Below are 19,548 nucleotides of genomic sequence, written 5' to 3'. Positions count from 1 at the left end.
ATCTATTACTTGCCGGCTATCCACGCATCCAATTGTTTCTGCTTTTCGGCAATAACCTTATCCGATCCCGCTTCCTTAAGCTTACTAATAAATTCCGGCAAAATGGTTGCGGGGTCCACACTGCCGCTTTCCAAAGCTAACGCATATTGTGTGACAACTGAATTCAATTGCGCCAGTTCCGATTTAACGCTTTCAGGATCAAAGCTGAATCCCAAAGTTGGTGATACGTCTGCACCCAGGTTCATTTCTTCACTCGCTTCCCAAGCGCCAACCTGGGACGAATCTGTATAATAACCGTTAAACTGGTTTCCAAACATCCAGTCTGTCAATGGGTTATAGCCCGTATTGTCTGGACTTCTTGCAATCAGGTTGTCGGATACCTTTGTATAATGTACGCCTTCAATGCCATGACAAATGATATTGTAAAGTTCTTTATTCGTGTTGATGAGCTCCAAGAACATCATGGCACGTTCGGGATTTTTAGATGTTTTACTAATCGCTGTCATCGTCGCATTTGCTTTATTCGTTGTGATCAAGGCTTTCGTCAAAGATTTGGCTAACACAGGCTGGCCCCATTTTGCCTGATCCTCAACTTCAACGCCTGGCTTAATCGGATAAGAAATAACCCCAGAGAATGAACCCGATTTCAAAATTTCATTAGAAAATTTAAGCGTAGCTTGGTCTTTACGAATTAAACCTTTTGTATACCAAGAACGCATAAGCTCTACGAATTGTTTATACTCTTCTGATTCAAATTGATTAAGTACAGTCAGACTGGCATCATCCATGCGGACCACACCTGGACTTCCATCATCGCCAATGTTGTCAAAACCGCCGATTGCAGCCCCGGGAACAAATATATAAGGACTATTTGTCTCACCCTGCGATACCTGAGTTAAAAACGGTTCTAAATCAGCGACGGATTGGATGCTGTCCAAATCTAGATTGTATTTCTCTGCCAAGTCCTTTCTTACCTCAAAACCAACCTGAGCCGCAACAATTTGCCAGTTGATTGCACCATAGATTTGTCCACCTACTTTAGCTGCATCCCAAATTTTTTCTGGAATCGTCTTCTTCAGTGTCGGCGCATATTGCTCCAACAACTCATCCAATGGAAGGTAAGCCCCTTTTGCAACCCCTTGATAAAAATTCCCTACCCAAGGTGCGACAAACGCCAAATCATATTCTTCTCCCCCCGCCTGCATCACATTCATTTTTTGAGTATAGCTCGCCCAGTCAATCGTAACGAGCTTAATCGCTGCATTAATTTTTTCCTTCGTAATTTTGTTCATTGCTTCTTCAATTAACTCCACGTCTTTCTGAGGTGTCCCCGGGTAATACCAAGTCAACTCTACGGGCGGAAGCTTTGAAGGATCTGCTGCTTCATTCGGTTCTTGAGTTGATTGTTGCGCTGACGGACTCGCGGAACTCTCTGAACTTTTTGGATTCGTTGTGCCCCCACATGCAGATAATGCCATTGTCAAACAAATAAGTGCGGCTAGCAGAACTACAGTCGATCTTCTAATCATGCAAACTACCTCCTCATGGATGTCGCACCGGTATTTGCCGGTGATTCCTTTGTACCTGATTTAGCTTTGGAAATAGAAGCATGAAATAAAAAGAAACATGCATAATTTAATGGTTTATCGCCGTTAAAAAGTAATCATTATATAAAAAGTATGGAATCTCTCGATTATTTCTGACCAAGATGTCTTTTTCTATATTCGCTTACGGAAACGCCCATTCTGTTTTTGAACTTGGTGTAAAAGTAGCTCTTATTTTCAATCCCTACTTTGTCCATAATTTCTGTCAGCGGTGAGTCTGAATGCTCCAGTTGTTTAATAACCTGCTGGATTCTCACCTCGTTAATATAATCAGCAACAGACTGACCCGTCGCATCACGAAATATTTTGCCCAGATAGACTCTGGACAATTTGATTTCCTCCGCAATTACGTTCAAGCTCAAATTAGGATCCCTATATCGGTTCTCAATGATTTGGATGACACTGTTTATAACGAGTTGTCCTCGGCCTGTCGATTTAAGCTCAATACCGAGATCGATTTGTTTAAAGAGCAGAACAAAGCGATTTTTCACCTCATCCAACGTTTCGGCGTTAATAATTTCTCTCGTGAAATACTGGAAATCGACATCGAACTTCGCCGGACTATTATTCTGAAGGGTCATAATTCGATTATTAAGCACGTAAATAAAGTGAATCAGGGCTGAAATAATTTGATTATACGTCATTTGCTTCAGCATAAGGATCAGTTCATCATAGGACTGAATCGCCAAGTTCAGATTGCCGCCGGTTAGCTCAGCGATAATCTTATCTTCCAACGCTTGCGTAGAAGCTTCAAATTGAGAATTGCAATTCGGCAACATGCTCTTATTAATCACACTTTGATAACCATAAACAAAACGGTACTTGATTAATTCCTGTAATTCCAAAAACTCTTCATTAATTTCCGTGATATGATCTCGGTAACCACCAATTGCAGCAGTAATCGATAGCTTCAAATTTTGTGCAGACCAGGATTGCAATTGCTTTAATAAGCTCGCTACTCGATCGATATAGTGTTCTTCAGAGGCTTCCGTTGGATTAAGAAGAATGACCAGGTATTCCCCCTCCATATCGACGACCTCCAGCTTTTCATACGATGCCATGATTTCCACAGCCGTATTATGAATCCCATATCGAAGCAACGATTGATCTCCTCGCGAATACGTCTGAATCAATTCGCTGTAGTGATCAATTCGCAACAGAATCATTGCATAGATTTCATCCGTTGTCAGCTTCACCTCATAATCCAGAAAAGACAAAGAAACGGAGTTCAACGAAGGTTGACCGTTATACATCAAATAATTTCGAAGCATCTCAGATTTTCTATGGCGCTTCACTTCCAAATCTAAATATTTATTTTGATGAAAGGTCTCTGCGAACGATTCTGATAGGAAAACAAGCTCGCCTCGATCTCGCGCTTGTTCTCCTGATTTCGTTAAATGAGTCACTCTTCCTACCAATTGGCGAATCGGGCTTGAAACTTGACGCGACACCAAGAAAGCAGACAATATCCCTAAGACTAACATAATGCTGCATACAAGTATCGTCGTCCACTTGATCTTATATAACGGAGCATAGATTTGCTGATAGGGTACCAACTCTATAAATCTCCATCCCAATTGGTCAGACTTAGCATAAGTAATCCTCATGTCCTGACCCTCCACCTGAGCCTTGAAGTTTCCAGACTCGGAATCGGACTGCAGCACTTTATCGATAAACCCATTTTCGGCCAGACTGGCCCCTTTCGCTTGATCATCGGAACCGATAACGATTTCGCCCTTCTCATCTACAATGATCAATCGACCCTGATCGGTTTTCTTCTTGGAGAGCAGAGATTTAATTATATTTTGCAAGTACTCCGCCTTTATATTCAGCACGACCGCACCTTGAATTTCATTATCCACAGATTGCAGATCATAAATAATGTACGTGAACACATCTACCACATTTTCTTGGATGACTCCATTTATGCTTAGCTTTGTCGAGCGCGGAATCGGCATTAAGCTCCTGGACTCCAACGCTCGCTGCTTCATGAGTTCACGAATTCCCGTATCGAAAAACTGATCACTAGGCATAGCGACATCCATACCCACTGTAGACAAATACACATTCAGCTTCTCATTATAGACATAGATCGAGTAGATAAAAGAGTTCGTGTCGGACCAAGTTCTCAGTTGACTTACGCCTTGCACCATATCTGAATAGTCGATTTGCTCCTGGTACATATATTGAATCACTTTCGCATCATTAAATAACGTATACGCCGTATTTCTCGCGGAATCATGCATATAGTTCGCGCTATAGCTAATTTGAGATAACGTTTTTTGACTCATGTTTTCAACTGTCTGTGTCACAACCTTTTCGACATAAACATAAATGGCTGTGGACACCGTTGAAATAATGAAGACGAGAACGAGTGTAAAGGATAAGAGCATTCGTGTAAAATAGGTTCGTGGCAAGCTCCATCTCTTCATATACAATCTTCCCTACCCTTTCACAGAACCGATTGTAATCCCTCTCACAAAGTAGCGTTGAATGGACAGAAACACAATCGTCATTGGGGCCACGGTAAGTACGACTGTAGCCATCTTTAACGATTCAGTAGGCATCACCGCGTTAATCGTTTGTCCGCCAACTTGACTGAGGTTCGCAACCTCCATCGCATTTCTCAATACATTATATAGTAAGTACTGTAATGGAAGCTGTTTTCTGTCGTCAATAAAAAGCAACGCCTGAAACCAATCATTCCAATAGCTCATCACCAAGAACAAGCCGATCGTTGCAAATACAGGCGTCGACAACGGGATCATAATACGGAAAAATATTCGGTATTCCCCTGCCCCTTCAATTCTAGCCGCCTCGATTAAGGCTTCCGGGATTTGAACGAAAAATGTCCGCATTATAAGTACGTTCCATGCATTCACCATTAAAGGCAAAATGAGCGCCCATAGCGTTCCCTTTAAATCATATACATTGGCTACCAATATATAGTATGGGACGAGCCCCCCATTAAACAGCATAGTGAAGAAAACATAAAAGTTTAAGGGACCTCTCCATATAAATTCCCTGCGGGATAAGGTGTACGCAATCAAAGAAGTGATTAACAAGCCTCCTGCTGCCCCACTCGCTGTGATCACGATTGTAACGCCATAAGCACGCAATAAATCTTCAGGATATTGAAAAATCAATTTGTAAGCAGTCCAACTAAAGTCCGTGGGGAAAATTTGAAAGCCTTCTTTAATAATCGTCATCTCATCTGAAACGGAGGATGAAAGTATAATGATAAAAGGTATAATACAGCAGATAGCAATCAAACTTAAAATGACGGAAAGGATCGTTCTCGGTACACCAGTGCGTATCCATTTAGCCACGATTAATTAACCTCCGCTTAAAATAATGCGTTCTCGTTGTCCATCTTCCGAACGATATAATTCGTTAAAATCACCAAGACAAATCCAACAATAGACTGATAAAACCCCGCGGCTGAGGCCATGCCAACATCGCCTGTGACTTGAAGCGTACGGAATACATAGGTATCAATGACATCCGTAACAGGCTGAAGCAACCCTGAGTGACCCGTTAAAAAGTAAAAGAGTCCGAAATCAGCATAGAAAATTTTTCCGATTGCCAGAATCGTTAAAATAATGACAAGAGGTTTGATATGCGGGAGCGTAATATACCAAATCTGTCTTAATTTATTGGCGCCATCGATTTCCGCCGCTTCGTAGTATTCACGGCTAATCCCGAGTATGGCAGCTAAATAAATAATAGAGTTGAACCCGACCCCTTTCCAAGCACTGATGATGACCAGTATTAACGGCCAATAAGTCCCATCCGTGTACCAATCCACTGGGCGAAGATGAAAGCTTTCAAGAATGGGATTCAACAAACCGTTCTGCGCATTAAATAACGCATAGGTGAATGATGAGACGACAATCCACGAGATAAAGTAGGGAATTAAATAGCTGGACTGCAGCGCCCCCCGAAACCATTTCTTCTTAACCTCGTTTAGAAGCAAAGCCAACCCTATCGCCATAATCGTCCCGCTTATAATAAATAAGGAATTATAAAAAAGCGTATTCCGCGTAATGGTCCAAGCCGCTCCGGAAGAAAATAAAAACTCGAAATTTTTCAAACCCATCCATTCACTTCCGAGTATGCCTTGATCATACTTGTAATCTTTAAAAGCGATCACTACTCCAAACATAGGCGCGTACGAAAAAGCTAGAAAAAATAAAATTCCGGGAAATGCCATGGATGTCAGCGGCAAATTTTTTTTGAGTTGACGCATGACATTTATCGTACCGGTCGTCTTCATCACTAGGTCCTCCATCTCAAATGTTGTAAACCTCATCTTCCGCTACAAAGGGCTATAGATAAAGAAGAAAAGGCTAAGAACCTCGTGAAATTTAAACGTCGCTTCATGTAAAAATGAATCATTCTATTAAAAACTAATGATAATAATCGATAGAAAGCTTACATCATTTCATCCTGATGCGGGATGGAAGTGGGGTACTTACGCTGAAGCTAAGGAAATGCAAACATCCACAACCTCGTGCGGTTGTGGATGTTTGCATGATAACCCTAATGCTTCAATTGAGATCAACTTGGACGAATCATCGTACAAGCGAAACAAAATATAAAAAAAAGCCCGCCGGAGTCAAGCCGACTTGCCAGGCTTGACTGCCGACGGGCTTCTTTAGACGCTGCAGCGAGATCGGCCTCCTAACGTCTCGTAACCCATCTGCCGTTCGTAAAATCCGGAAACGCCACAGGATGCCCGCCCAAGGAAATCGAATCCTCGGACAACGCGGAAATACTCATCCATACGGCCATATCGTACACATCGATCGGAGTCGGCTTGCCGGTTTTAACGGATTCGAAGAAATCCTCGAACACCAGCCAGTCCATGCCTCCATGGCCGCCTTTAACGCCGTCATTGACGAATTTCTTCCAGACCGGGTGATCGTACTGCTCGTAGTAGCTCTCCGCGTTGCCCCATTGGCTCTTCCAATCGAAGTGATACTCGTCATGCTGCCCATCGATGAAAACCGACTGATTGTCCTCCATAAACATGCCTCTCGTTCCTCTGACCGTAAAACCGCGGGAATACGATCTCGGCAACGTCGTATCCAGCGTAATCGTGATCGTCTCGCCGCGGGCGCAGCGAATGATCGTCGTCACGATGTCTCCCTGATGAAAACGGGTGCCGGCAAGAGGGTGGTCTTCCCCCTTCTTACGCTTGATATAGTCCTGCATCCCGCTCGCCTTGGACGCAACCGATACGAGCGACAACATCCGGTTGCCGCGGTTGATGTCAAGCACCTGCGCGATCGGGCCGATCTCGTGCGTCGGATAGTTTTCGCAATTGCGGTGAATGTACTCTTGCAGCCGATAGTGCCGGTTTTCTTCCCCTCCGGCGATCTCGTCGCGCAGATCATGAAGATAGCCGCCCGAGCAGTGGACAATTTCTCCGAAAAGGCCCTGCTTCACCATGTTCATGACCATCATTTCATCGCGGCCGTAGCAGCAGTTTTCCATCAACATGATGGGGGTTTTCGTTCTCTCGTACGTCTCCACCAGCTTCCAGCACTCTTGAATCGAATAGGCTCCGCCGACTTCGCTGGCTACATACTTGCCGGCTTCCATCGCCGCAACGGCAATGTCGATATGAGCGGCCCAGGATGCGCCGATGACGACAGCGTCGACTTCGGTCATGGCCAATACATCCTCATAACGCGCAAACGCCGCAGGGCGCTTGCCCCTTTCTTGCTCCACCTTGTTGGCAGCCGCTTCCCGTCTATCCTCGTACAAATCGCATACGGCCGCGACCTCTACATCCTTCGCATTGTTGAGGATCATCTCCATCAGGCCGGAGCCTCGCCCTCCCAGCCCGATCATTGCGATATTAATTTTGTCTTTCATTTTTGCATTCTCCTCCGAAAAACCGATCTGAGAATCTTTATGTCAAACGACGCACTACCGTCTTCATACTCTTGCTTTGCGCGCTTTCTGTCTTATGCTCTTCAAGCGTCGGCCAGCTTCGCAATCTGCCGATTGATTTCCGTGCGCTTTGAAAGCAGCCAGGATGCTTCGCGAGGATAATTGCGGAACGTGATCGGCTCCGATAAGCCCGCCTCCAGCAGCTCCAGCACTTGCTCGCGTCCGGCGAGCGATTCCAGCAGCTCGCAAGCCCGCAAATCCTGCAGAGCTTCGCGGAATACTTCCCAGCGGATCGAATCCAGCGGACCGTCCGTTCCCGGATACACGGCGAACGAATCTCCCGAAGGGAACGCGCCTCCGGCATCCGTCACCCGATACGGATCGATCGCTTCCTTGGAGTGCTGCGTATTCCAGAAATTGAAGCCCCACTGAAGGAAACCCTTAATCCCGAATTTGTAGAGCTGGTAACCGAGAATCCGGTTGCGCGCCGACGGCATGTTGAAGAACCGGTTGGACACGTCGACGGATTGCCCGCAGCAGTAGTACGTCCACAGGCCAGGCACTTCATTTTCCAGAAACTTGTCGATATGATCGTTCGCCGGAATCGGAACCGGCACGAGTCCTTGCTCGTAGAAGCCGTAATCCGACAACGCTTCGATAAAAGGATACGCGCCCAGGTGCTCCTTCAGAATCGCGCTGGCTCTGCGGTAATCCTCCAGTTGGTCCAGGTTCGGCTCGTCCGAGACGTGGAAATAGCTTCTGTCCTCCAGCTTATGCTCGCGGATGAAGGCATCGAGAGCCGGCAGGAATTGGGACAGAAACTGACGATAAGGCCCCCCGGCCGCATCCGTCTCCCAGCCGAAAATCCGCTGTTCCTTCTTCTCGCCGTCTTCATTAACCGTGGCGATAATCTTGGGCGCATGCTTTGCTCCCCACTGCGTGAACAGATGAGAGAACTCAAAATAACGGATTCCGACGCGATCGCACATTTCTACCCAACGAGTCAGCTTATCAAAGCCAAAACGATATTCGCCATCCTGCGTCCGCTCAACGTCGATGAGCTGCACGGTCGACCGCTCTCCTCCGATCTCCGTATCCAGCGGAGGCGTAAACAACGGGGTAAGCAGCATATTCATGCCGTGCCGAACCGCATTTTCAACGTAACGTTCGATCAGCTCCCAGTGCTTCTCCCCGAAAATATCAAGCTTATAGTACGTAGCCAGGCAGTCGTAGTGCACCCACTCCGTATGAATCAGCTTCTGCTCGGGCAGCTCCGCAGGAAGAACTTCCAGCGTAAAACGCTGACTGCCAAGCTCGACGCCCTCGTCTCCCGTGAAATGGAAGTCAAACGTAAACGAGCGAACGCCCGAAGAGGCGCCGCCAGCCGCTTCCCAAGCTTCCTTCGACGGCAGCTCGACGGTTACCCATAGCGTCCTCCATTGCCCGGGATACGCGCGCATTCCGTCCTCCGGAAGCGGATAGAGCGGATCCGGGTATAGCCCCGGCGTCTTGCGCAGCACATAATCGTCGGAATGGGCAAACGTCGGCAACTCGGAAGGAGCCAGACCGACCGGGCGCACGGTCGTCCACGCCGCGAGTTCGGACGAAACCGCAACCTTCATCGAATACACCAATGCCTCCGAGCGATAAGCGACTTGGAATGCAAAGGTCTCCGACCACAGCGCGGTCCCCCGATTCCAGGATGCTTCCGTTAGCGCTTCGTCGGCAAACACTTTCACAAGCGAGCTGACGCAGCGGGTTTGAAACTGCGAATGTTTTTCTGCCATTATTATCGCTGCTCCTTCATTGTACGCATAGTAAATATGGCTTTATCTTATCAGGAGGGTATACGGGCGACAATCTGAACATATTCTACATTTCTATAACAATATTGACTTCATGGATTGGAGATTATTCATGGAGTCTCCCCTATAATTCAGATTATGTAGTACAATAGATAAAAAAATGTTATCCAGGAGAAACCATATGCTGCAACCGGGTTCATTCGCTTTTCGACCTTCTGAAGCGCAGCCGTACATGACGCTGGATTCGCTTGGCTGGACGACGGACGCCGAGGCTGGCTACGGCAACGATTGTCGAGTTCGAGGCGATAAAGGACATGCGATTTTCCAATATACGTTAAACGGAGAAGGCCGCGTCGATACCGGAGGGCAGACATGGGAGGTTCCCGCCGGGTGCGGATTTCTTGTTCGGGTACCGAGCGAGCAGCGCTACTACTACCCGCCGGAGGGCACACAGCCATGGGGATTCTTCTGGCTTAACGTCTGCGGCGAAGATGCGCTTCGCATGTGCGACAGAATTGTCGAGAAGCACGGGCCGATCGTTCGGCTGTCCGCCGAATCGCAGCCGATCGCGCTTTTCTGGGAAATCTACCAGGCCGTGTCCGTCGATCGATTGTCGGATCCGACCGAGCTTTCCGTTCAACTGTACAGATGGATGCTCTCCCTCCTTCGTTCCGACGCCAACTACGTCTCCAAGGAAACCGGCATGCATCCGGCAATTCGTCAAGCCAAGAGGTATATGCGCGACCATTTTGCCGAACCGCTTACGTTAGAGGGCATCGCGGCGAGCTGCGGCGTATCCCGCTCCTATCTGTGCAGACTGTTCCAGAAAAAAGAAAACGACTCCCCGCTCGCTTATCTGCAGCGCAGACGAGTGGAAGCCGCGGTCACGATGCTCCGCAAAACCGACGACAGCATTCAGTCCATCGGTATCCGTTGCGGATTCGATAGCCCCAGCTACTTCGGCAAAATCTTTCGTCACTATTTGCAGCTGACGCCCGGCGAATACCGGCGCCGGACAGCCGAACATCCTTACGACACCGTTTATTTGGATTAGAATCGACTCTACTGGCGATGTGCTGCTTCCATCTGTATTTTGCTAATTCAACTTTTCAACGAAATCAAAAAAGCTTTTTTTGTGTAACTCATAAGCAATCTTTGCCTCCATGTCGACAAAAACATGGCCGTTCCCCGTCACTTGCAATTCTCGCTTTGTTCCATTTTTCGATTCGATCACGAGTATGCCAAGCAAGTCGAATGGATAAGCACCGGTAAATGGACGTGCTTTATCCAAGATATCTCTCAGTTTGTTCAAATTTTTGTTATCCGCGAGTTCAGCAGCTAGTTGCCCGTCCCCCTTAGATATCGTTACTTTGACTATATTTTCACGTTCGAATGCGAACGGAGCAGGAACAGGAACCTCATCGACCATGCGATTGGCATCCTCTTTACCGCACCCCGATACAAAGATTAGCGCCAGGACCATAAAAATTAAAACTCTGAGACCTCTCATTTTGAACGCCTCCCTTCTGTACAGCTTGAGCACAATAACAAGAAAACAGCCGGTCGTCCGCAAAGGACGGACACCGGCAGTCTCTTGTTTGTTATTAGTCTATGGCTGTTCGGCATTGTCAGAAGCGGAATCCGGATCGGTCGGTTGCGCCGGGCGGTTTCCCGAAGGAAGTCTCCCCGCCTTGCGCAGCGCCTCGCGGAGCAAATATTCGATGTGACCGTTTACGCTGCGAAACTCGTCCTCCGCCCACCTTTCCACCGCGCGATGAATTTCGGCGTCCAGTCGCAGCGGGAACGCCTTCTTTTCCCTAGCCATAACGATCCTTACCCGTACATCGTACCCGTGTTGATTACGGGCGTCGCCGCCCGATCGGATACGATTGTGACCATAAGGTTGTTAATCATCGCCGCACGACGTTCCCCATCCAGCTCGATTCCGTTGTCCTTCAACTGCTGAAGCGCGGATTCCACCATCGTGACGGCCCCCTCCACGATCTTCTGCCTGGCCGCGATAATCGCAATCGCCTGCTGCCGCTGCAGCATCGCGCTGGCAATCTCCGGCGCATAGGCCAAATGAGTCAGACGCGTCTCAAGCACCTCGACGCCCGCAAGCGCAAGGCGAGTCTGAAGCTCTTGCGTGAGCTCCTGCGACACTTCGTCGGCATTGCCTCTTAACGATGGTTTTTGCTCGTCCGAGAACGTATCGTATGCGTAGTTGGCCGCGATATGACGAATCGCCGTCTCGCTCTGCACCTCTACGAACTTGCTGTAGTTGTCGACGTCGAACACCGCTTTCGCCGTATCGACGACCTTGAATACGACGACGCAGCCGATCTCGATCGGGTTGCCTTCCGCGTCGTTCACCTTCAGAGTCTGACTATTGAAGTTGCGAACCTTCAGCGATACCTTCGTCTTGCCCGAGAACGGCACGACCAGCCACAATCCGCTTTCCGTAATCGTTCCTTTGTACCGACCGAAAAACGTAATAATTTTCGCCTGATTAGGCTGCACGATCGTTAGCGAAGTGAGCAGGACGATGAATACGACGATCAGCACAATCCCGCCGAAAATAAACCAGCCGTTGACTTCAGGCTCAGCCCCTGGGAAGCCGCTCGTCTCCGAACCGGCATTGGCGAACAGAACCACGCTTCCGACAATAGACGCCAACGCCAGCAGCAGCGCCAAAAATCCATTCACATGCCAGGCCTTTTTCGTCGTCATAAGACCACCTCTGATTAATATTTATTTGATATTTATATGATATCACTTTTTACATTCCTTTTCCACCTCTGAACGGAAATTGTATGAATATTGTTGCAGCCTCTTTCGGAATTGGCAAAACAACGGGATAATAGAATCATCTATTGAACAAGGAGACGATTCAGATGAAATCGATCGGATTTATCGGTCTCGGCACGATGGGGGAGCCGATGGCGGCCAATTTGCTGCGCAAAGACTATGATGTCCTCGTCTATAACCGTACTGAGGGCAAAGCCGACTCCCTTGCAGAGCTCGGAGCCGACGTTGCCGCTTCGCCCGCCGACCTTGCTAAGCGAGTGGATGTCGTGATCACGATGATTAGCAACGATCAGGCGATCGAAGAAGTATATTTCGGAGATAACGGCCTGCTTCAGGTACTGAAGCCCAACACGACGATTATCGACAGCAGCACGATTTCGCCTGCGCTGGCCAGGAGACTCTCGGCCGCGGCCGCGGAACGATTCTGCGATTTCATCGACGCGCCGGTAACCGGCAGCAAACCCGCCGCAATCGATGGGACGCTGCTGTTCATGGCTGGGGGAGATCGGGAAACGGTTGCCGAACATGAAGAACTGCTGCTCGCAATGGGACGGGAAGTGATCTACATGGGTCCGAGCGGCAGCGGCGCCAACGCCAAGCTCGCTCACAATACGATCGTCGGGATCAATGCCGCAGGATTGATCGAAGGCATGGCGATTGCCGCCAAGAGCGGCATCGACGCCTCCGCCTTTCTACGCGTCGTACAGGGCGGCGGCGCGGCCAGCAAACAGGCCGAGCTGAAGGGGCGCAAAATTATCGAGGAGGACTACAGCGTACAATTCTCGCTGGAGCTTATGCTTAAGGATCTTAAGCTGTCGTCTGTTCTGACGGATACGCTCGGCGTCTCCACTCCGATGCTTGAGTCCGCCAAGAGCCTATTCCAGCTCGGACAAGCTGCCGGATACGGCGAGCAGGATCTCGCGGCTCTCGCACGCGTATACGAAAGCTGGATCGGCAGAAGGATCGGCGAGTCTTCGGCTGCGGCGATCGAGGCTGCGTCGCCTGCGGAGGAATCCGACCCGTCTTATGCGGAAGAATCGGAACGCCGCAAGAAAGCACGCGTGCCGCTGGACATCCCGCTCATGATGTCCATCTACCAATGGGAAGGCGACGGAGCCTTCCGCGGTCATACGGTTCGCGGCCGTCTGCTTGATCTGTCCGAGGACGGAATTCAGATCGAATCGAAATCCCCGCTGGAGAAGGATATGTTCATCGTCCTTCACTTCCTGCAGGAATCGCAGCTGCCGCCGATGACCGCGCGGATCATTCGCATCGAACGCAACAACGACGCCTTCAGCTACGGCTGCCTTCTAACGGGGCTGCCGCTGTACCAGCGCCTTCAGCTTCAAGAGTATATTGCCGGCCAGCATTGACCGGCGTCAGCGGGGGCGGGACGGCAGACGGCTGCCCCCGCCCTGCCGCCATAAATGATTCTTGCCTCTCCGTCCGTTATCGGCTCCTTGCTTGAATTCCTCCATCCAAGGCGGCGAACAGCAGGTCCAAGCTTTCGCTGTAGGCGTTTCTCCAGCGCGGACGAGTCGACCATTTGAATGCGCGCTTGAAGCGGAACTCCGTAGAAAACGGAAATCAATTGACTCACGAAAGCGGACAGCCGCGCAGCCGACAGACTCTCGATCTGCGACGCAAATCACTCGAGAGATATCCCGGCCTTCATTCAAAAAATAGAAAATCCTTCGCGTCAACGTAAAGAAATAACGCCCGCTCACTCTCCGTGTGCTGACGTTGTTCCCGGTTTAATCCAATATACACAGCGGTTGTCGCCTTTAAGAATATGATCCCCTCGCGTGATCTCGACCTCGTCGCCCAGAATGCTCTGGAACATCTCCATCTCCTTCTTGCACAGGCCGGAGCATGCCTTCGCCGCCTCGCAGATCGGACAATGCTTCTCTATGAAGCAGAATACACCGTCCGGGTATTCGATAATGTCCGCCATATATCCTTCGGATGTCCGCGACTCCGCGAACGTCGAGAGCTTCTCTTTAAGCGGCAGGCTCCGCGGAACTTTAGTCCTATAGTCTTCGATCTGCTTCCGGTTGCGCACCTCCAGCAGCCGCTCCAATCCCTCGTCACCGAAAGCTTCCTTCATCGATTCGATCAGGCTGGCCGTAAGATCGGCGTAGCCGTCGGGGAAAAGCCGGTTCGCTTCGGAGGTCAGCGCCCACATCTTGGCCGGTCGTCCCATCGTTCTCGCTTCCTCTGTGAACGTCACCAGTTCCTGCTCCTGCAGTCCGTATAGGTGCTGCCGCACAGCCATTGCCGTCACTCCGAGCTGGCTTGCCAGCTGATGAGCATCCATCGACCCGTTGTGTTTAAGCAGCTTGACAATGGCTCTTCTGGTCCTCTCGGCGCCGTCCTTCGCTCGGGAATTTATTTTTGTCATGAAGAGTTCACCTTTACGAATTCGTTTTAACGAGATTATAAAGAAAAATATTGACAAAGTCAAAAGGTCAGTTTACTTTGTTTGTAAAGATCTTTGTTTAGAAAGTATTCGGCCGGATACTGCGCGTACTTAGACAATAGGATTGGAGTTGAAACGTATTGGCTTCTTCGCAAAGTATATTCGCACCGCGCTATCTGGCTATGTCCATCGGCATTATTCTAGCTGCGATGGCGATCGGGTTCGAAGGGTTGGCCGTTACGACGGTCGCTCCCGTCATTGCCGGAGATTTGGACGGCCTTCCTCTATTCGGCTGGATTTTCAGCGCCTATCTGCTGGCTCAAATTATCGGCACGCTGGTCGTCGGCCGTCAAATTGACAAGAGCGGACCGGCCCTGCTGTTCACGATCGCGATCGTGCTGTTTGCCATAGGCTTGGTCGCCGCCGCCGTGGCTACCGATATGTACGTGCTGATCGCTTCTCGCGCGCTCCAGGGCTTCGGTGCAGGCGCGATGTATACGTGTATCTATACGTCTATCTCTCTTAGCTATCCAGACGAGCTTCGCGCCAAAATATTAGGAGCGCTCGGCACGGCCTATGTGCTTCCCTCCATGCTCGGTCCTTACGTAGCCGGGGTTATCGCCTCGCAGTGGTCGTGGAGATTCGTATTCTGGGGCGTGCTCCCCTTCCTGGCGCTGGCGATGGCGCTCAGCATGCCGGTATTCCGCAAGCTGAAAATGCCTAACCACCCGGATTCGGGAGAAAAGGGCGTCGTCGGATTGTCCGTGCTGCTCGCGATCGGAACCGGGTTGTTCCTTAGCGGTCTCGGCATGCTGCCCAAACCGCTGGGCATCGCGCTGCTCATCGTCGGTCTGGCGCTGATGGTGCAGCCGCTTCGCAAGCTGCTTCCGGCAGGCACGCTGACGCTGCGCCCCGGTCTCTCGTCCCTGATCGCCTCTCGGGGTTTGTTTTTCGCCGCATACGTATGTACGCAAAACTTCCTCGTGCTCGCCTTAACGGATACGAAGGGAATGAGCGCCGATCGAGCCGGTCTGATCGTCGCAAGCGCGGCGATGAGCTGGAGCGTCGTTGCCATACTGCAAGCCCGGTGGGATGCGGCCGATCAAGGCAGAGGACGCAATAAACGAATCATGGCCGGCATTCTGCTGATGCTGCTGGGCATTGCGATTATGGTGTGGGTGCCGGCGATCAATATCGTTACGGCAGTGCTTGGGGAGATCGTCACCGGCATCGGAATTGGGCTGGCCCATACAATCAGCGGCACGGTCGCGTTCGCGCTCGCTAAGCAGGGCGAAGCCGGCAAGGTGTCCGGCAGCTTGCAATTCGCGGATTCCTTTACGCCTGGCGTCGCGGTCGGCATCGGCGGAGCGATTGTCGCGATCAGCCAGACGGGCGGCATTGCGCTGAAATACGGGGTCACGATCGCGATGACGTTTAATATCGCCTTGATTCTGCTAAGCCTTGTCGCGAGCGCGAGAACGGAGCGAGCGTCGCAGTCGCCGGCATAGCCAAGAAAAAAGCGCATGTATCTCCGTCCGGTCCGCGAGGAGCTACATGCGCCTATTATTTGGATAGCTCTATAAATCCTTCGCCGAATACGTCTCTGACGTCGTGAATGGTAATGAACGCGTCCTTGTCGCTCGCCTTCACAATTCGCTTCAGCGTGCTCAGCTCTTGCTTGCTGATGACGATGTAGAGAATTTGCTTCTCCGTCTTCGTGTAGTATCCGTGACCGTGAAGCACCGTTACGCCCCTGTCCATCAAGCTGTTGACCTGATCGGCGATTCTCGCATGCTCCTTGGAGATGATCGTTACCGCCTTCTTCGGGTTCAACCCCTCGATGATGAAATCCATCACCTTCGTCGCGATGTACAGCATGACGACCGTCAGCATAACCGCCTGAGCGCCGATAATGAAATAGGAGCCCAGCACGACGATCAGATCGAAAAACAGCAACGCGTAGCTGACGTTCCAATCCAAATATTTGTGCGCGATTCGAGCCAGGATGACGGAGCCGGCCGTCGTTCCGCCCGCCCGGATGATAATGCCGATGCCTGCGCCGCCAAGGACCCCTCCGAAAATCGCGTTCACGACGATCTCATGGGACTCGATGCGCATCCCCTCCGTCAAATGCAGGAACAGAGATAGCAGCAGCACGGCAACAACCGTATACGCCACGGTCGTCCGGTCGAGAAATTTATACCCTATAATCAGCAAAAACGAATTCAGAATTAGGCTGACAAGTCCCGGCGACCACTCGTACAAATAATACAGAATGATCGTAACGCCGGTAACGCCGCCTTCGCCGAACTCGTTGGGAATCGCGAACAGATTGATCGAGAGCGCGAACATGAGAGCGCCCACCGCGAGCATAACGAAATCCACTAATCTTTTTTTCATCGGCAACAGCCTCCACACCCGAATACGACGCTCACGCAAAACAACCACCGCCGCTTGCATCTTCGGCAGTGGTTGTCGGCGCTATCGGAATACGCTCAGTCCAAATACGAACAGATGTAATCCGTTACCGTCTTCACCTTGAGCTTAAAGCTGGAGTTGGCCGGGACTTCGAATTTCGTCGGCTCGGCAATGTCCAGCCATTCGTCGCCGCCCGGAAGCAGCACGGACAGCTCGCCCGCTTGAATGTCCATTATTTCTTTCTGTGCCGTACCGAACTCATATTCGCCCGGGAGCATGATACCCAGCGTTACTTTAGTGCCGTCTGCGAAAATGACCGTCCGGCTCGTTACATTGCCTTCGAAATAAACGTTGGCTTTCTTTACTACGGATACGTTATTGTACTGCGGCATCGTTTCTCTCCAGCTCCCTCTCCGTATTATAAAGCTTGTTCAAAAAGTCCGCTTTTGATCACGAAAACATCCGAGGAGGTCAATTCGACCTAATAAGCGGACTTTTTGAACATTTTGAAACCTCGCTTATACCAGCTTTTTAAATTCGGCAACGACGTTGTCGACAGTAAAGCCGTATTCTTTAATGACGCGGTCTCCCGGCGCGGAAGCTCCGAACGTAGAGATGCCCAGAATCGAACCGTTGTCTCCGACGTAACGTTCCCATCCGAACGGATGCGCCATCTCGATCGCCAGACGGGCTTTAATCGACTTCGGCAGCACGCTCTCCTTGTAGCTTGCGTCCTGCTTCTCGAACAGATCGAAGCTCGGCAGGCTGACGACGCGAACGTGGATACCTTGCTCGGCCAGCGCTTTCTGCGATGCGACCGCCAGTTGAACCTCGGAGCCCGTCGCGATCAGGATGCCCTGAGGCTCGCCGTTAGCCGCTTCGGAGACGATGTAACCGCCTTTGGCGATATTGTCGCGCGCAGATGCCGTGCCTTCGAGAATCGGCAGATTCTGGCGAGTCAGCACGAGCGCGACCGGATTGCTTTGGTTTTGCATCGCATACGCCCATGCGGCGGAAGTCTCGTTGCCGTCGGCCGGACGGATGACTGTCAAGTTCGGAATGATGCGGATCGAAGCCAACTGCTCGATCGGCTCGTGCGTCGGGCCGTCTTCGCCGACCGCGATGCTGTCGTGCGTCAAGACGTAGACGACAGGCAGACCCATCAGCGCCGCCAGACGAACGGCCGGGCGCAGGTAGTCCGTGAACACGAAGAACGTTCCGCCGAACACCTTCAGCCCGCCATGCAGCATAATTCCGTTCATCGCCGCGGCCATCGCGAATTCGCGAATGCCGAAGTAGATGTTGCGACCGTCGTAGTTGCCCGGCTTGTAGATCGGCAGCCCCTTCATATGCGTCATCGTGGAGCTTTCCAAGTCGGCGGAACCGCCAACGAGGTAAGGTACGTTTTTGGCCAAGCCGTTGATCGCATTACCGGAAGCGACGCGCGTGGACAGCGGCTTATCCTCCGTCGAGTACGAAGGCAGATCCGCGTCCCAATTGTCAGGCAATCGGCTGGAGAGAGCCGCTTCGAATTGCGCAGCCAGCTCGGGGTGAGCCGCCTTGTATTCCGCAAAACGAGCGTCCCATGCGGCGTTCGACTGCTCGCCGGATTGCTTGATCGCGGCGAAATGAGCGCGGACTTCTTCGGGAACGTGAAATTCTTCGTGAGGCCATTCATAGAACGCCTTCGTCAGCTTCGCTTCGTCCGTTCCGAGCGGGGAACCGTGCGGGCCGGCGTGGCCGCCTTTGCCGCCTTTATTCGGAGAACCGTAGCCGATGACCGTCTTCACCTCGATCAGCGTCGGCTTGCCAAGCTCCGCCTGAGCGGCTGCAATCGCCTTGCCCAGCGCGTCGAGATCGTTGCCGTCCTCCACGCGTAGATACTGCCAACCGTACGCTTCGAAGCGTTGGCCTACGTTCTCGGAGAACGACAAACCCAGCTCGCCGTCGAGCGAGATATCGTTGGAATCGTACAAGACGACCAATTTGCCCAGCTTCATGTGGCCGGCCATCGAAGCCGCTTCCGACGCGACGCCCTCGGACAAATCTCCGTCACCGCAGACCGAGTATGTAAAGTGATTGATCAGCTCGTAGCCGTCGCGGTTATAGGTCGCCGACAGCTGCGCTTCCGCCATCGCCATGCCGACGGCCATCGCAATGCCCTGGCCTAGCGGTCCCGTCGTCGCATCCACGCCCGCCGTATGGCCGAACTCCGGGTGACCCGGCGTCAGGGAGCCCCATTGACGGAAATTTTTCAGCTCTTCGATCGGGAGATCGTAGCCGCTCAGGTGCAGCAGGGAGTACAGCAGCATCGAGCCGTGGCCCGCTGACAGGACGAAGCGGTCGCGGTCGATCCATTGCGGATTGGACGGATTGTGCTTCATCGTTTTGGCGAACAGTTGATAGCCCATCGGGGCGGCTCCCATCGGCATGCCCGGATGGCCGGATTTCGCTTTCTCGATCGCGTCGATGGATAGCGTGCGAATCGTCGTTACGGATAATTGATCGATTATTTTGGTGCTGGCTGTCATGAAACAGAGCCCTCCTCTTATCTATTCGCGTACGTTGCCGGCGAATTGCGCCGCAGCCGTGC

The 19,548-nt window shown here is 51.2% G+C and carries 16 protein-coding genes; 3 read left to right on the top strand and 13 right to left on the bottom strand.

Annotation, left to right across the window (positions count from 1 at the left end; all coding sequences use genetic code 11):
* Positions 1-5: 5 nt before the first annotated feature.
* The 6 genes from DFP98_RS16080 to DFP98_RS16055 all read right to left on the bottom strand — a co-directional run bounded on the left by DFP98_RS16080 (position 6) and on the right by DFP98_RS16055 (position 9,292).
* The gene (locus DFP98_RS16080; RefSeq protein WP_116061631.1) at positions 6-1,529 is read right to left on the bottom strand and encodes an ABC transporter substrate-binding protein; all 1,524 of its coding nucleotides are present in this window, start codon (positions 1,527-1,529) and stop codon (positions 6-8) included.
* A gap of 164 nt (positions 1,530-1,693) precedes the next feature.
* Positions 1,694-4,036: an AraC family transcriptional regulator gene (locus DFP98_RS16075; protein ID WP_116061630.1), complete on the bottom strand. Its 2,343-nt coding sequence runs from the start codon at positions 4,034-4,036 to the stop codon at positions 1,694-1,696.
* A gap of 12 nt (positions 4,037-4,048) precedes the next feature.
* Complete coding sequence (locus tag DFP98_RS16070; RefSeq protein ID WP_116061629.1) at positions 4,049-4,933, bottom strand: carbohydrate ABC transporter permease; 885 nt, start codon at positions 4,931-4,933, stop codon at positions 4,049-4,051.
* 17 nt (positions 4,934-4,950) lie between these two features.
* Complete coding sequence (locus DFP98_RS16065; protein ID WP_246016562.1) at positions 4,951-5,880, bottom strand: ABC transporter permease; 930 nt, start codon at positions 5,878-5,880, stop codon at positions 4,951-4,953.
* Between the two features lie 407 nt (positions 5,881-6,287).
* Entirely contained in the window at positions 6,288-7,487 is a 1,200-nt protein-coding gene (locus tag DFP98_RS16060) for a Gfo/Idh/MocA family protein (RefSeq protein ID WP_116061628.1), read from the bottom strand.
* Between the two features lie 101 nt (positions 7,488-7,588).
* Positions 7,589-9,292, bottom strand: coding sequence for a glycoside hydrolase domain-containing protein (locus tag DFP98_RS16055; RefSeq protein WP_116061627.1), 1,704 nt, complete (start codon positions 9,290-9,292; stop codon positions 7,589-7,591).
* 199 nt (positions 9,293-9,491) lie between these two features.
* Here DFP98_RS16055 and DFP98_RS16050 point away from each other — a divergent pair, with 199 nt between their 5' ends.
* Positions 9,492-10,364, top strand: coding sequence for an AraC family transcriptional regulator (locus DFP98_RS16050; RefSeq protein WP_181917725.1), 873 nt, complete (start codon positions 9,492-9,494; stop codon positions 10,362-10,364).
* A gap of 42 nt (positions 10,365-10,406) precedes the next feature.
* Here DFP98_RS16050 and DFP98_RS16045 read toward each other — a convergent pair whose 3' ends face one another.
* The 3 genes from DFP98_RS16045 to DFP98_RS16035 all read right to left on the bottom strand — a co-directional run bounded on the left by DFP98_RS16045 (position 10,407) and on the right by DFP98_RS16035 (position 12,040).
* Complete coding sequence (locus tag DFP98_RS16045; RefSeq protein ID WP_116061625.1) at positions 10,407-10,820, bottom strand: hypothetical protein; 414 nt, start codon at positions 10,818-10,820, stop codon at positions 10,407-10,409.
* A gap of 99 nt (positions 10,821-10,919) precedes the next feature.
* The gene (locus DFP98_RS16040; RefSeq protein WP_116061624.1) at positions 10,920-11,135 is read right to left on the bottom strand and encodes a type II toxin-antitoxin system antitoxin; all 216 of its coding nucleotides are present in this window, start codon (positions 11,133-11,135) and stop codon (positions 10,920-10,922) included.
* Positions 11,136-11,143: 8 nt separating this feature from the next.
* Complete coding sequence (locus DFP98_RS16035) at positions 11,144-12,040, bottom strand: SPFH domain-containing protein (RefSeq protein ID WP_116061623.1); 897 nt, start codon at positions 12,038-12,040, stop codon at positions 11,144-11,146.
* Positions 12,041-12,204: 164 nt separating this feature from the next.
* Between DFP98_RS16035 and DFP98_RS16030 the strand changes: the two genes are divergently transcribed.
* Positions 12,205-13,491 carry an NAD(P)-binding domain-containing protein gene (locus DFP98_RS16030; protein WP_116061622.1) on the top strand — a complete coding sequence of 429 codons (1,287 nt, stop codon included), beginning with the start codon at positions 12,205-12,207 and terminating at the stop codon, positions 13,489-13,491.
* 350 nt (positions 13,492-13,841) lie between these two features.
* Here the strand turns inward: DFP98_RS16030 and DFP98_RS16025 are convergent, their stop codons facing one another.
* Complete coding sequence (locus tag DFP98_RS16025; protein ID WP_116061621.1) at positions 13,842-14,519, bottom strand: helix-turn-helix transcriptional regulator; 678 nt, start codon at positions 14,517-14,519, stop codon at positions 13,842-13,844.
* 158 nt (positions 14,520-14,677) lie between these two features.
* Here DFP98_RS16025 and DFP98_RS16020 point away from each other — a divergent pair, with 158 nt between their 5' ends.
* On the top strand, positions 14,678-16,045 hold the full coding sequence (locus DFP98_RS16020; RefSeq protein ID WP_246016561.1) for an MFS transporter: 1,368 nt from the start codon (positions 14,678-14,680) through the stop codon (positions 16,043-16,045).
* A gap of 55 nt (positions 16,046-16,100) precedes the next feature.
* Here the strand turns inward: DFP98_RS16020 and DFP98_RS16015 are convergent, their stop codons facing one another.
* The 3 genes from DFP98_RS16015 to tkt all read right to left on the bottom strand — a co-directional run bounded on the left by DFP98_RS16015 (position 16,101) and on the right by tkt (position 19,486).
* A complete protein-coding gene (locus tag DFP98_RS16015; protein WP_116061620.1) occupies positions 16,101-16,937 on the bottom strand; it encodes a YitT family protein in 837 nt (278 codons plus the stop codon).
* A gap of 95 nt (positions 16,938-17,032) precedes the next feature.
* Positions 17,033-17,347: a pyrimidine/purine nucleoside phosphorylase gene (gene ppnP / locus DFP98_RS16010; RefSeq protein ID WP_116061619.1), complete on the bottom strand. Its 315-nt coding sequence runs from the start codon at positions 17,345-17,347 to the stop codon at positions 17,033-17,035.
* A gap of 126 nt (positions 17,348-17,473) precedes the next feature.
* Complete coding sequence (gene tkt / locus DFP98_RS16005) at positions 17,474-19,486, bottom strand: transketolase (RefSeq protein WP_116061618.1); 2,013 nt, start codon at positions 19,484-19,486, stop codon at positions 17,474-17,476.
* Positions 19,487-19,548 lie beyond the last annotated feature (62 nt).

It is taken from the genome of Cohnella phaseoli (genome assembly GCF_003386235.1).
GTDB lineage: Bacteria > Bacillota > Bacilli > Paenibacillales > Paenibacillaceae > Cohnella > Cohnella phaseoli.
Note: the sequence above shows the minus strand (reverse complement) of the source record. Positions and strands in the feature narration are given on the sequence as shown.

Bases quoted from the DNA above. Each gene is read 5' to 3' on its own strand.
- DFP98_RS16060 (WP_116061628.1), bottom strand. From the start codon at position 7,487: ATGAAAGACAAAATTAATATCGCAATGATCGGGCTGGGAGGGCGAGGC.
- DFP98_RS16055 (WP_116061627.1), bottom strand. From the start codon at position 9,292: ATGGCAGAAAAACATTCGCAGTTTCAAACCCGCTGCGTCAGCTCGCTT.
- DFP98_RS16050 (WP_181917725.1), top strand. From the start codon at position 9,492: ATGCTGCAACCGGGTTCATTCGCTTTTCGACCTTCTGAAGCGCAGCCG.
- ppnP (WP_116061619.1), bottom strand. From the start codon at position 17,347: ATGCCGCAGTACAATAACGTATCCGTAGTAAAGAAAGCCAACGTTTAT.
- DFP98_RS16015 (WP_116061620.1), bottom strand. From the start codon at position 16,937: ATGAAAAAAAGATTAGTGGATTTCGTTATGCTCGCGGTGGGCGCTCTC.
- DFP98_RS16045 (WP_116061625.1), bottom strand. From the start codon at position 10,820: ATGAGAGGTCTCAGAGTTTTAATTTTTATGGTCCTGGCGCTAATCTTT.
- tkt (WP_116061618.1), bottom strand. From the start codon at position 19,486: ATGACAGCCAGCACCAAAATAATCGATCAATTATCCGTAACGACGATT.
- DFP98_RS16065 (WP_246016562.1), bottom strand. From the start codon at position 5,880: ATGAAGACGACCGGTACGATAAATGTCATGCGTCAACTCAAAAAAAAT.
- DFP98_RS16080 (WP_116061631.1), bottom strand. From the start codon at position 1,529: ATGATTAGAAGATCGACTGTAGTTCTGCTAGCCGCACTTATTTGTTTG.
- DFP98_RS16040 (WP_116061624.1), bottom strand. From the start codon at position 11,135: ATGGCTAGGGAAAAGAAGGCGTTCCCGCTGCGACTGGACGCCGAAATT.
- DFP98_RS16075 (WP_116061630.1), bottom strand. From the start codon at position 4,036: ATGAAGAGATGGAGCTTGCCACGAACCTATTTTACACGAATGCTCTTA.
- DFP98_RS16025 (WP_116061621.1), bottom strand. From the start codon at position 14,519: ATGACAAAAATAAATTCCCGAGCGAAGGACGGCGCCGAGAGGACCAGA.
- DFP98_RS16030 (WP_116061622.1), top strand. From the start codon at position 12,205: ATGAAATCGATCGGATTTATCGGTCTCGGCACGATGGGGGAGCCGATG.
- DFP98_RS16035 (WP_116061623.1), bottom strand. From the start codon at position 12,040: ATGACGACGAAAAAGGCCTGGCATGTGAATGGATTTTTGGCGCTGCTG.